The sequence below is a fragment of the Nostoc sp. EspVER01 genome (assembly GCF_034530635.1).
GTDB lineage: Bacteria > Cyanobacteriota > Cyanobacteriia > Cyanobacteriales > Nostocaceae > Nostoc.
Genome location: NZ_JAVRCS010000001.1, coordinates 93,577 through 107,140 on the forward strand (window position 1 = coordinate 93,577; position 13,564 = coordinate 107,140).

Genomic DNA, 13,564 nt, shown 5'->3' on the forward strand with positions numbered 1-13,564 from the left:
CTACAAAAAATTATTTCTTAGCAATTATCCATATTGCATGAATAATTCCCGGAATGTAACCAAACAGCGTCAAAAGTATATTAATCCAAAAGTCTACACCAAAACCTACTTGTAAAAAAACTCCCAAAGGCGGTAGGAAAATGGCACACAGAATCCGAACTAAATCCATTTAAACCTCCTATTAATCTCAGAAAAGACAGCTTGTTGGCAAACTAATTTACCACTGTTCAAGCATATTTGTACCTTTCAAAGATAACATCTCCTCTCTAAATCTAGATTGCGGTTAAGATACGGTAAACCGCACTCAAGATTAGCCACCGCTAATTTTGGCTTTGTAACCTAGCTTGGTCAAAATCTCGACAATTTTCTGTTTGTGTTCGCCCTGAATTTCAATTTCATTGTCTTTAAGTGTTCCACCTGTGCCACACTGGGTTTTCAACTGCTTCACCAAATCTGCTAAGGTTTCTGGTTTTGCTTGAAAACCGCTAACGACTGTGACGGTTTTGCCTTTGCGTCCTTTGCGGGAAGCTTGTACTTTCAGATTTTGTTGTTGTGGGGGTAGTTCTGGAATTGGTCTTTCTGTGGCGGCGGAGTTGTCATTGCCAAATTCGCGGTAGACAAAGCCTTTATCAGAAGATTGAGACTTGGAAGAAGACATAAAATGAATGTTTAAGAAAAATTTCAAAGGCAGTGGAAACTTCTACGCAACCATTCTGCTGGGATACAATTTCTAGGCTAACATTACACATCCATACATCATAACCAAACTGACATAATACTTGAACTGATTCAGGAAAATGGCTTGTCTATATCTATAATTAAACCTAATCTTACCTAAACCATCTCAAACTCTAATTGATGACTCTTGAGAAAATCATGGGTGAAATGATCCACCATATTGGTATCAGCTAGTTCCAAATTATAAAAATCCACGGCTTCATGGTCAAAATGAGGGCCAGCGTGCCAAGTACCCTCATGTAGCTTGATAAAACAATTCCCCGGAATGCGGAAAGCAGCAATCTCTTCTAATGCTGGTTCATTCACATCATTATAAGGAGGACAAACTGCAATTAACCAATCCTTCCCTTCCAAAGAACCCAGACATTGAGTGCATTGCACATGGCGAGTAATTTTGTAGAACTTTCGCCCTATATTCTCCAACCGCATAATATAGAATCGTGGAATCCCATTTTGCAGGTTTAACTGGGCATCTTCCTCATCGTAAGTTTTGCCATCAAGACTTGCAAAAATCACCTGTCCATAACGCCGAAAGTTTTCAGAAGTCACCCATTGTACCTGCAATTGTTGCACTGTCTTTGGTGTACTCATATCAAATCTTTAAGAGAGATTATTTAGATTTATTTTCCCCCAGAATGACTGAATTTTATACAGCTATTATGGTGACTTCCTGAGTTTCAATGCCTGAAATTATGAAAAAATAACTTTAGCTCGCTAGATAACTACGTACTTGTTCCTTTTGGCGTCGGAGGAGACTGAGAGCTTTTTGTTCTATCTGACGCACCCGTTCTCGACTAATGCCCATGCGATCGCCAATCTGTGCTAAAGAAAGTTCATACCCATCAGTTAGGCCAAAGCGCAGGGTTAATATTTCTCGCTGCTGGGGAGACAGCTTTGCCAATAAGTCTTGTAAGTCCTGGTGGAGAGATTCTTCAACAGCATAATCTTCGGGAGAAGGGCCATCATCCTCCAGTATGTCTTGCAATTCTGTATCTTGTTGTTCGCCAACTCTTGCCTCTAGAGAGAAGGGTTGACGGGCTAAGTACAAACACTCTCGAACTTGGCTAGCTGTCAAAGATAAGGCAGTGGCAATTTCAGCCGTAGTGGGAACGCGACCTAACTGTTGAGATAATTCTCGCTGCACCCGTTTAATTTTGTTCAGTTTCTCAAACACGTGGATAGGTAAACGAATTGTACGTCCTTGTTGAGCGATCGCCCGTGTGATTCCTTGACGAATCCACCAGTAAGCATAAGTAGAAAACTTATAACCAAGAGCGGGATCAAATTTATCTACCCCCCGTTCTAAACCTAAAGTACCTTCTTGAATTAAATCCATAAATTCTAGGTTCCGGTGCTGGTATTTCTTTGCCACAGCTACCACTAACCGGAGATTAGCCTGAATCATTTTCTGCTTGGACTGTTGTCCTAAATTTAGCTGTTGCTCTAGCACCTCCACACTTAACTCCACCCGATCTGCCCATTCTTGCAGCGTGGGTTCATGGTTTAATTTCACAGCCAATTCTTCCTTAGCAGCTAATAAATTCATCATCTGCTGCACTTGTTGGGCAAAAATAACCTCTTGTTCGCGAGTCAACAAATCTACACGCCCGATCTCTTGCAGATAACTACGCACAATATCATCTGTAGCTCGAGGCTTTTTATCTGCGGCTAAACTTTTTTTCTTCGTTTTTTGAACTTCGGTATGTAAAGATGTTAAGTTGCTCATGGTTATTTGCTCCTCTGTAACCTCATCAATTTATTGGTATCAAGTCTAGATATTCAGACCCACAGCCATTTCACACTGCTAATCAATAGATATCTTGCAAAAGTACTTAACACCCCATCCCTTAATTTACTTCCCGCTTTCGGGGAGGGTAGACAAAGCGTAGCTTTGGCGGGGTGGGGTTCTTAATTTGTAATTTATGCAAGAGGTCTAATCAATTTGCAACACTGATGAATTCTGGTCTATGATACATTACAAGTTAATTGTTGGAGATAATAAACCCAAAATCAACCCACCCCTTAATAATAACATCATCATCAGTCACAAATCAATTATCTCAAGTATCATTAGCATATCCTTTGAAGTAATTACATTCTTTCATCATTTATTTTTGTATATTCTAAAATACAATTAACAATTAAATTTAGTGTAGTTATCCAATACGGTTTCTGGAGAAAGTAAAAAAAATCGGGTAACGATTCCATTATTTAAGAAATAAATTACTAATAGCAACTCTTAAAATATCACAACAAGTTCTTTTATTAAAGTGTTCATAGTCCGCTTATCAATAGGTGTAATCTCATTAAATAAAAACTCATCAAATAGAAAATATCCATTTTAAACCTACTTTTTTTAATACAATCTAAGCATATCAAGCCAGTTACATAGTGAGCGATCGTTAAAGATGAAAGAAAGAACTTCTCCTTCTACCCTTCTTTATTAAATAACAGCTTTATTGAAGAATCTGAGCAAATACTTAGTAATTAGGCATCTGGTGAAATTAATTATGCGGTATCCAGAACACTTGCACAGACGTAGCACTGCTACATCTGTATATTCATTCTTACTCATATCTCTTTCCTGGGATTTAGGATGATCAAGAAGACGCAGATATCTGTGACAATTGCACTTGTGTCATAATTGAACGCAGATATCTGCACTGGATGCGGTATTGTCAACTTGATTACTCCTAGAGAAATTTAATGGACTAAAAGTACTAACAGTGGTAACACTAGCATCAAGGATGATACTTGGCAAGACAGCAACACCCACGATCGCCCTAATATCCTCTTGAAGCGAAAAGATTTTTGTGTAAAGGTATCTAGTTAATTGTTGTGCACCATAGCTTAAACAAGAACAATCCCACTTTTTGGAGAAGTCGGAAATAGTCTAAAATTCCTAATGAAGGAACATCTCACAGCTTTCTCGCTTACTAGTTTCAACTTCTAGTTGCACAAAAGCACAGTTATGTATTTACATAGATGGTTGGCTTATTGCAAAGATTTTTGGGAAAATAGTACTATATTGAAGTTTTAATCTAACTCTTCAACCATCACTTTAGTAGATATCGGTTAAGGAAAACATTCACCTCATTATGTTAACAAAGTTCCTATATCAAAATTTAGTAACTGTCACACGAATACCAGAATCCAGTTTAGGAACCTTGAGATACTCAATTGGTTCAGTACTTTGAGTCTTGGTTGGCTCTTGACATTGCTTAAAAAAAGCGCTTGGGTTATTGATGAACTCAAGCGGGTTCATTTTTTGGCATCCTCGCTCCTGCATCAGCGAAATTGATTCAGCAGTTTGTTTTGGGTTATTAGTCTGTCCAATAAAATTGCTCCATGTAGCGTTAATCGTAGCTGGTTCTGTCAATAAAACTCCAGCCTGATCGCGATCGCCTATTGTTATAGAAACATTCTCTTGGTTAGCATAGGCTCTCTGACTGAGAGTGAGTGCGCTAATCACAACGGCTAAAATAATAGAAGAGGATTTCATAATTCAATCTCTCAACATTTAATGTCAGTTTAATAATTACAATTGCCTAGATCCAAAAACAAAGAAATAGGAGGCTAGGTTGAGTACTTCAGATTAACACAGGTGATCATAAATATAGCAAAACTTCATGAAAAATATAGTGAAATCTAGTAAAATATGACTGAAGTTTGCCTACCTTGAACAACTTGCTTGAGCTATTTGTCTAGTTAATTGAGATAGTAGCTGGATTTCCGCTGTCTTGCACTAGTTTGATGTAAACTAATTTATTGCTTTAACTACGCTGTCATTTGATACTCCTTTGTTAGGCTACGTTAAATTCAAGCTGGATAGGGTTAAAGATTAAATTTTGTGTAAATTAATTTTGTCTTACTACTTGTCTTCTAATCATTTGTACCGACTTAATTACCTGTACTAAGTCGGTCAGCACAAAAATTTGTCGTAGGTAGCGAGCGATCAGACAGGAGGGAGCAGTAAAGATTAAACTGATTGTCAGTCTTTATAGGTTCGGTACTCAAATCATGTAATTTTATGATTGCCAGTCCTGTATTATTCCCATTGACTATTATTCAGAGCAAGAATTCATTGTTAGTTAAAGTTTTGAAGTATCTTACGTAAATATCCATTTAGTCTTTACAAGTATCTCTTCTCAGTGTCCAAAGCCTGTCTGTAAAATGCTTACATTGCTTATAGACTGGCACAATTGAACTATTCCTTACCTGAAGGAATTAACCCCTCTTGTCTTTTCAAAATCAGTAAACCGAGAGTGAATACATTAGTATTTTGTATAAATTTTTTGTAAAGTTATTAAATTCAGTGTTCTTACATAATATGATAGTGATTGTTAGGTTACTAATCAATACTTGCGTTAGTAGTAACATAAAACTAAGTTAACAAAAATTAAGCCCCAAAAATGGAAAGCAACTTAATCAGGGATAAAATTGTGAGTTATCCTGGCTTTGCTGTCATCCGATATTGAAGAACCTCAGCAATAAGGTATTAGCTAAAAATCAACCCAAATATTAATATCACAAGGTAGACTACATTGTTACTGTATTCGTAATCGTGAGAACAATCTGCTGTAAGTAAATAGTCTTGTTTTATAAAAGTTTACACATATTATGACGATGGAATCTTTACCAAATTTTGAAGAAGTAAATATTCAGAAATACTTAGAAGTTTTTCAACGGCGTTGGCTACCTCTAGTTGGAATTTTCGCCATATCAGTTAGCCTTGGATGCTTGTATGCATTTTCACTAAAACCTTCATACAAAGCAGAAGGAAGTTTGATGATTAAAACAAATCGCTCTTCTTCACTCACGGGCTTACCGGATGACATAGGACGCCTAGAAGCTTTGAATGTGAACGACAATCCCTTGGAAACTCAGGTGAGAGTTATTGGATCAAATCCAGTAATGGAGAAAACAATTAACTCCCTCAACCTCAAAGATAATAAAGGCAAACTGCTCACGATTCCTGACTTGGCAAAACAACTAAAAATAGAAGGAATTAAAGGCACTGATGTTGTACAACTTTCTTATAAAGGCGGCGATCCAAAACTAGCTGCTAAAATCGTTAATGAAGTTATTGACAGTTATATCGATCTAAATATCAAGGCTAATCAGAATGAAGCGCGGACAGCCAAACAGGTTCTTGTAACGGAAGTACCTAAAGCTGAGGAAGTTGTCAGAAGAGCCGAATCAAAACTGCGGGTATTTAAAGAAACGAATAAAGTTGTTGTCCTAGAACAAGAAGCAGCCGCAGCAGTCGATACAATTTCTAAGTTAGGAAACCAAATTTCTCAAGCTTTAGCTCAACTAAATGATGTCAAGGGTCGTCTAGAACAGTTAAGCAGTGAAGTTCAGGTAAATTCACGGCAAGGTGTAATCGAATCTGAATTGAGTCAAGCACCTGGAGTTCAGAAAGTGCTTGCTGAACTCCAAGACACAGAAAGCAAACTAGCAGTAGAGCGGACTCGTTTTGCACCTGAACACCCTACAATTACCAACTTAGAAGAAAAAGTCGTAGCTCTTAAAAACTTGCTAAAAGAGCGGACAGGACAAGTAGCTGGTGGAGCGCAGATAACACAGGGAAGTTTACAGGTTGGACAACTGCGGCAAAGCCTAATTGCAGATATTACTCGTGCCCAGGCAGAACGGGTTGGTCTAGAGAGACAAATTGCCACACTCAAACAACAGCAAAATGCCTATATCAAACGAGCAAATAATTTGCCAAGGCTAGAACAAAGTCAACGAGAGCTAGAACGGAAACTGCAAGCAGCTCAAACGACTTACGAAACACTCTTAAAGAAACGCCAAGAGATTGATATTGCACAGAACCAAAAAATTGCAAATGCTCGTGTTATTTCCTATGCTTTAATCCCTGATAAAGCAGAAGGTCCTCGGAAAATGCTGTTTATTGTTGGTGGAGCAGGAGTTGGTTTTTTCTTAGGTATCATTGTCGCCTTTACTTTAGACTTGATAGACCGCTCGGTGAAGACCGTCAAAGAAGCCAAAGAAGTCTTGAGATACAGTGTTTTGGGAGTAATTCCTACACAAGGTAGAAATGGTAAAGATAATTCTTCGATACCAGGACTGGATAGAGCTATTCCCAAAATTATTGGCAGAGATATTCCTTACTTCCCTGTTGGTAATGCATATCAAATACTACAAGTAAACTTGAAGTTCCTCTGTTCTGATAAACCGCTCAAAAGCATTGTAGTTACAAGTTCCGTTGCCAAAGAAGGAAAGTCTGACGTATCTGCAAATTTAGCTGTGACTATGGCTCAAGCGGGTCGTAGGGTGTTGTTGGTAGATGCAGATATGCGTCATCCCATACAGCATCATATCTGGGGGCTAACAAATACAATTGGGCTAAGTAATATCATAATTAATCAAGCTTCTTTAGATACAGTTGTTCAGGAAGTAATGCCTAATCTGGAAGTTCTCACTTCTGGAGTTTTGCCTCCAAATCCAGTGGCAATGCTAGATTCTCAACGCATGGCAACATTAATTAGTAACTTTAGCAGAGATTACGATCTTGTCATTTTCGATACTCCTCCATTATCAGGAATAGCAGATGCTGCTGTTTTAAGCACCTTGACTGACGGTATCTTATTAGTCGTTCGTCCTGGAGTGGTTGACTTGAACAGTGCAAATGCAGCTAAAGAGTTTTTAACCCAGTCAGGTCAGAAGGTATTAGGGATAGTCATCAATGGTGTGAATACTAAAAATGAACCTAATAATTATTTTTATGACAATAAAAAACGACAAATTGAACAAGATTTAGTATCTTCCAGCAGCTTAACTAAATTTCGCAAAGAGCGTTAAGTTCTCTTAAAAATTGTGAAAGCTACAACCATCTAAACCCAATTTTGTGACTGTAGTAATAATGGATCAAACTAAAATCAAAACTTCTTGTTTAATTAATAATTACAATTATGCTCAATTTCTCTCTGAAGCAATTGATAGCGCTTTAAATCAGACAGTGAAATTTGATGAAATTATCATTGTTGATGACGCATCCACAGATAATTCCACGGAAATTATCAACAGATTTACTCAATTAGCTAATGTTAAATCTATCTTGAAAGAAAAAAACCAAGGACAATTATCATCTTTTAATGAAGGTTTTTTAGCTGCTACTGGTGACATTATATTTTTTTTAGATGCTGATGATATTTATGAACCTCAGTATTTAGAAAACGCCCTAAACTGTTACAATAGGCGCGGTGAATGTGATTTTGTATTTTGTGCGTATAAAAAATTTGGAGCAGTAGAAGGCACATTTCAAGACGATGAAGTTGATTTAGATTTGGGTTATTCAGTAATTAGAACTTTATATAATGGTGAATGGATTGGTTCCATAACTTCAACATTATCAATACGTAGAGAAATAGTCCGAAAATTTTTACCTATTCCCAATTTAGAAGATTGGCGTGTAAGGGCTGATGACTGTTTAGTATGGGGAGCTTCTTTGGTGGGGGCTAAAAAGTTTTATATGTCTAAACCTTTGGTGATGTATAGAATACATGAGAATAATCAGTATCATAATAAGAACTTTTTAGATGTAGACAAAAACTATGAATACAAAAGATTCTGGAAACGTAATTCACTGTTTAATTACATTCTGCAAAAAAACAATTTTAGCTGCCCATTATTCTTAGCTTTTACATCTATCAGGGAGTTACAAACAATACCATGCCCAAAATATCAGGATTTTGTTACTTATTTGAAAATAATATTTTTATTTGAGCATAGTTTGTATTGGAAAATAAAGGGCATTATTTTCTTACTTAGCTATTTTTTGAAAATTTTGATTAGTGGTAAATTAAAAACCTTGTAAGCGCTCAAAAATGTAAGCTACTGAATAAATACACTTTATTTTGTATTTGAAAAAATGAAAAAGTTGCATGAGCAAAATTGATAAATATAAATAATTGCATATGATTAATTCATAAAAATAATGTTAAGCAAATTAAAAATTAAAAACTTATCGAAATTTAAATCTCGTTCTGGACTGCGTGCAATTATTGCTAATACAGGTTGGTTATTTGCCGATCGCATTCTACGTATGGGTGCAAGCTTGGTTGTAGGAGTATGGGTAGCACGTTATTTAGGAGTAAAACAGTATGGTCTATTTAATTATGCTTTAGCTTTTGTTGCCTTATTCAGCCCAATTTTTACTCTCGGACTAGACGACGTAGTAGTTCGCCATCTTGTTCGTCAATCATCAAACAAAGAAGAAATTTTAGGAACTACTTTTTGGCTAAAATTTTTGGGTGGAATTGCTTCTGTTTTATTGGCAGTTAGCACGATGTTTTTCTTAGGTGAGCATGAAACACTAAAGATATGGCTAGTTGCAATTTTAGGAATAGCAGGAGTTTTTAGGGCATCTGATACTATTGAACTGTGGTTTCAATCACAGGTGCAGTCAAAATATACTGTAATTGCTAAAAACACGGCATTTTTGCTAAATACTCTCATAAAAATCGCACTAATTTTAACAAAAGCACCGTTGCTAGCTTTTGCTTTGGTAACATTAGCAGAATTTGCAATGAGTGCTATTGGCTTACTGGTTGTTTACCAAGTCAAAGGGTCTTCATTATGGTTATGGCGTTGGAGTGTTGCAACTGCTAAAACTCTTTTGAAAGAGAGTTTACCTCTAATGTTTTCGGGGTTCGCCATCATGATTTTTATGAGAATAGATCAGGTGATGTTAGGTCAAATGATCGGAGATAGTGAGGTTGGAATTTATTCTGCTGCTGTGCGTGTTTCTGAAATTTGGTATTTTATTCCGGGGGCTATTGTTTCTTCTGTTGCTCCAGCAATTTATGCCGCCAAGGAAAAATCAGAAAGTCTTTACTATCAGCGAATAGGACAATTACTCAGTCTCATGACTTGTATATCTTTAGCAATTGCTCTTCCAATGTCCTTTTTATCTGACAAGATAATTATGGTGATGTTTGGAAGTGGATATGCAGAAGCAGGACCAATATTAGCAGTTCATATTTGGACTTCTTTGTTTGTATTTATGGGTCTTGCAACATCACCTTGGTTTATTGCTGAAGGTTTGAACCATGTTTCTTTAGGTAAGACCTTATTTGGAGCCATACTAAACATTATTCTCAATTTATTACTTATTCCTAAATATGCAGGACTGGGGGCTGCGATCGCAACAATCATATCTCAAGCTGCTGCTGCTTTTATATGCAACGCATTTGATTCAAGAACACAAAAACTCTTTCAGATTCAGGTGCGATCGCTTATTCATTTTTACAAATACTAATCGTTATTATTTAAAGTTTATATGATCAAAACACCAGTAACTTTTATTATTTTTAAACGCCCCCAAACAACAGAGAAAGTTTTTGAAGCAATTCGCCAAGCCAAGCCAACAAAACTTTTTGTAATTGCAGATGGACCTCGCACTGACCGCGAAGGTGAGGTAGAAAAATGCGAAGCTACTAGGGCAATTGTTGAGAGAGTTGATTGGGATTGTGAAGTAATAAAAAATTATTCTGATATCAACTTAGGTTGTGCAAAACGGGTATCAAGTGGTTTAGATTGGGTCTTTAATAATGTTGAAGAGACAATTATTTTAGAAGATGATTGTATTCCTCACCCAACTTTTTTCAGGTTTAGTCAAGAACTGCTGGAAAAATATAGAAATGATACCAGAATCGCCACAATCTCTGCTCAAAATGTTCAACTTGGACAAAAACGTACAAATTACAGTTACTATTTTTCTCGCTACAACCACTGCTGGGGTTGGGCAAGTTGGAGGCGTGCTTGGCAACATTATGATTTGACTATCAAACTCTGGAAAGAGGTGCAAGCAGAAAACCTTTTACATGACATTCTTGTAGACCAAAAAGCGGTAAATTATTGGCAACGAATATTTCAATCTGTTTATGACAATCCTACAGGTATAACCTGGGATTACCAATGGACATTTGCTTGTTGGATGCAGGGAAGCTTAAGTATTATTCCCAATGTCAATTTAATCTCTAATGTTGGTGTTGGTGTAGACGCAACTCATTTTACTTCAAATCAAGAATTTTATTTCATCAATATGCCGATGCGAGCAATGGAATTACCATTAAAGCATCCACCATTTATTGTCAGGAATGTAGAAGCAGATAATTTTACACAGAAAACAGTCTATAAAGCAACTGCATTGGACATTTTTAAAGAGGAAGTGAAGAAAAGATTGAATTACTCATTGATAAAAAAATAGATTAATTAAATATCACAAATGAAAGTAAAATTAACAGAAAAAATATTAACTATCTTGCTATTACTCATTGCTGTGGGGGCATTAACAATACACCCCGCACAAGAAGTTTCTATGTCTACGCTTGGAGGCGATAAGCTAGATACTTTGTTCAATATAGTTTCATATCTAATCCTATTTTATTTCCTAATTTTATACTGGAAAGGTTTTTTTTATGTAATTACTAGAAGTCCATTACAGTTTTTTCTACTAGCAATAGTTATATTTTCTCTTTTATGGTCAGAAGACCTAAGTTCTAGTCTTACTTATCTAAGAGGTCTAATCCGCATATATTTTCTTGCAATCTATTTAGCAATGCGTTATCCCCTTAAGGAACAAATTAAGCTGATAGCTTGGGCATTTGGCATAGCTGCATCATTATCTATGCTATTTTCTGCATTCGTACCAGGTTATATTCACGAATCACCTGAATTACTAGGTATGTGGAGTGGAATTTATGGTCATAAAAATGAATTAGGTTACATGATGGCTTGGAGTGCAGGAGTTTTTTTACACCTTGCTCTTAGTGGCCATCGATATCGCTGGTTGATGTGGGCACTATGTGGGATATCTGTATGTCTAATTATCCTCTCACGTTCAACAACATCTTTAACGATATTATTGGCAATGGTATTACTTTTACCTTTCTACAGATCGCTGAAGAGAACTAATTATAAATTACAAGTTATTATGATTACTTCAACTTTGATGTTAATGATAATTTTTTCAATATTACTTCTCAACAATATCGAAACTGTAGTTGGCACATCTGGTAAAGACCTTACCTTCAATGGGCGCTCTGACCTCTGGGAGCTAGTAATTTCTAAGATTTTGGAAAGACCTTGGCTAGGTTATGGATTTTCGGGATTTTGGACTAGTAATGCTGCATCTAAATTAAGAGCTACTTATGATTGGGCAAGTAATGCTCACAATGGTTTTTTAGAAATATTTTTAGAATTAGGTTTTTTAGGTTTTTTGACTTTCGCAGCAGGGTTTGTCCGGTTTTTTGTCATGGCATTGACTCGAATTATTTCTGTCGCGAAAAAACCGGAAGATTATTGGCCAATGCAGATACTAATTATCATTCTTATAGTTAATTTTTCAGAAGCCAGATTATTAACTCCTAGCTGGAACTGGTTAATGTATGTCACCACGTCATTATCTTTAACTCTTGAATATCAACGAAATCATAAAAATATTTTAGTCAATTAGTTTTTATGGCAGTCATAAATAGTTTTAGTGATTATTAAGTTAATAAAAATGAAAATTTTACATATTAGTACCCATGATATTAATGGCGGTGCAGCGAGGGCTGCATATCGTTTACATACAGGTTTACAGGATATAGGACTACAGTCACAAATGTTAGTTCAGGAAAAATATAGTAATGATAAAACAGTAATTGCACCTAAAATTAGACTATTTCAAGGTATCGCTAAGGCAAAGTTGACAGTTGAAAGTTTACCATTAAAGCTTTATCGCCAAAAGAAAAATACTCCATTTTTTACTCAATGGTTGCCAGATAGAGTTATTCCGAAAGTTGCTCAGATTAATCCAGATATAATCAATCTACATTGGATTAGCGGAGGTTTTATGCAAATAGAAACATTTGCTAAACTGAAGCGTCCTCTAGTTTGGACTCTCCATGATATGTGGGGGTTTACTGGAGGGTGTCACGTTACTGGAGAATGCGATCGCTACAAAGTATCTTGCGGGGCTTGCCCTCAACTCAGCAGTGGTAATGAATGGGATCTATCCCGTTGGGTATGGCAGCGCAAAGTAAAAGCCTGGAAAAATTTAAATTTAACTCTGGTTTCACCAAGTTCTTGGCTAGCGCAGTGCGCTCGTTCCAGTTCTTTGTTCCAGAATTTGCGAATTGAGGTAATTCCCCACGGATTAGATACTCAAAAATATCGACCGATTAATCAACGTTTTGCACGAGAAGCACTCAATCTACCTCAAGATAAAAAGTTGATACTTTTTGGAGCGATAGAAGCAACAAGCGATAGAAATAAAGGATTTCATTTATTGCAACCAGCTTTACAAGAATTGAGTAAATCTGGCTGGAAGGATGACTTGGAAGTTGTGATTTTTGGAGCATCTCAACCCGAAAATCCACCTGATTTAGGTTTCAAAACCCACTATTTGGGACACTTACACGATGCTATATCTTTAGCAACTGTTTACTCAGCAGCTGATGTGATGCTTGTACCATCTCTTCAAGAATCTTTTGGACAGACAGCTTCAGAATCATTCGCTTGTGGTACTCCAGTTGTGGCGTTTAATGCTACTGGCTTAAAAGATATTGTTGATCATCAGCAGAATGGCTATTTGGCTAAACCTTATGAAGTTGAAGATTTTGCCAAAGGAATCACCTGGGTACTTGAAAATGAACAGAGGTTGCAAAAACTATCATTTTATGCTCGTGATAAAGCCGAGCAAGAATTCACTCTAGAACTTCAAGCACGTCGTTATTCGGCCTTGTTTCAGGAAATATTGATGATAGCCAAGAAATCTTCATTGAGTAATTAACTTAGTAAATCAATACTTCAC

At 36.5% G+C, this 13,564-nt stretch carries 11 protein-coding genes; 6 read left to right on the top strand and 5 right to left on the bottom strand.

The annotated features are described in order from the left end of the window. Positions 1-10: 10 nt before the first annotated feature. The 5 genes from RMX69_RS00370 to RMX69_RS00390 form a co-directional block, all read right to left on the bottom strand. Complete coding sequence (locus tag RMX69_RS00370) at positions 11-169, bottom strand: YqaE/Pmp3 family membrane protein (protein WP_289794807.1); 159 nt, start codon at positions 167-169, stop codon at positions 11-13. 141 nt (positions 170-310) lie between these two features. After that, complete coding sequence (locus tag RMX69_RS00375) at positions 311-658, bottom strand: translation initiation factor (protein ID WP_289794806.1); 348 nt, start codon at positions 656-658, stop codon at positions 311-313. A 176-nt stretch (positions 659-834) separates the two neighbouring features. After that, positions 835-1,329, bottom strand: a complete 495-nt coding sequence (locus RMX69_RS00380) for an ureidoglycolate lyase (protein ID WP_289794805.1) — start codon at positions 1,327-1,329, stop codon at positions 835-837. 115 nt (positions 1,330-1,444) lie between these two features. Then, positions 1,445-2,464 carry an RpoD/SigA family RNA polymerase sigma factor gene (locus tag RMX69_RS00385; RefSeq protein ID WP_289794804.1) on the bottom strand — a complete coding sequence of 340 codons (1,020 nt, stop codon included), beginning with the start codon at positions 2,462-2,464 and terminating at the stop codon, positions 1,445-1,447. Positions 2,465-3,856: 1,392 nt separating this feature from the next. Next, complete coding sequence (locus RMX69_RS00390; protein ID WP_289794802.1) at positions 3,857-4,240, bottom strand: hypothetical protein; 384 nt, start codon at positions 4,238-4,240, stop codon at positions 3,857-3,859. A 1,118-nt stretch (positions 4,241-5,358) separates the two neighbouring features. Here RMX69_RS00390 and RMX69_RS00395 point away from each other — a divergent pair. The 6 genes from RMX69_RS00395 to RMX69_RS00420 all read left to right on the top strand — a co-directional run bounded on the left by RMX69_RS00395 (position 5,359) and on the right by RMX69_RS00420 (position 13,543). Then, positions 5,359-7,566 (top strand): polysaccharide biosynthesis tyrosine autokinase, encoded by a 2,208-nt coding sequence (locus RMX69_RS00395; protein WP_322636096.1) that lies wholly within the window; start codon positions 5,359-5,361, stop codon positions 7,564-7,566. 61 nt (positions 7,567-7,627) lie between these two features. Beyond that, positions 7,628-8,581 (top strand): glycosyltransferase family 2 protein, encoded by a 954-nt coding sequence (locus RMX69_RS00400; protein ID WP_322636097.1) that lies wholly within the window; start codon positions 7,628-7,630, stop codon positions 8,579-8,581. A 120-nt stretch (positions 8,582-8,701) separates the two neighbouring features. Then, positions 8,702-10,024, top strand: a complete 1,323-nt coding sequence (locus RMX69_RS00405) for a flippase (protein WP_322636098.1) — start codon at positions 8,702-8,704, stop codon at positions 10,022-10,024. 24 nt (positions 10,025-10,048) lie between these two features. Continuing rightward, a complete protein-coding gene (locus RMX69_RS00410) occupies positions 10,049-10,975 on the top strand; it encodes a glycosyltransferase family 2 protein (protein WP_289799865.1) in 927 nt (308 codons plus the stop codon). 18 nt (positions 10,976-10,993) lie between these two features. Then, complete coding sequence (locus RMX69_RS00415) at positions 10,994-12,223, top strand: O-antigen ligase family protein (protein WP_289794798.1); 1,230 nt, start codon at positions 10,994-10,996, stop codon at positions 12,221-12,223. Between the two features lie 48 nt (positions 12,224-12,271). Next, on the top strand, positions 12,272-13,543 hold the full coding sequence (locus RMX69_RS00420) for a glycosyltransferase family 4 protein (protein WP_289794797.1): 1,272 nt from the start codon (positions 12,272-12,274) through the stop codon (positions 13,541-13,543). Positions 13,544-13,564: the final 21 nt, after the last annotated feature.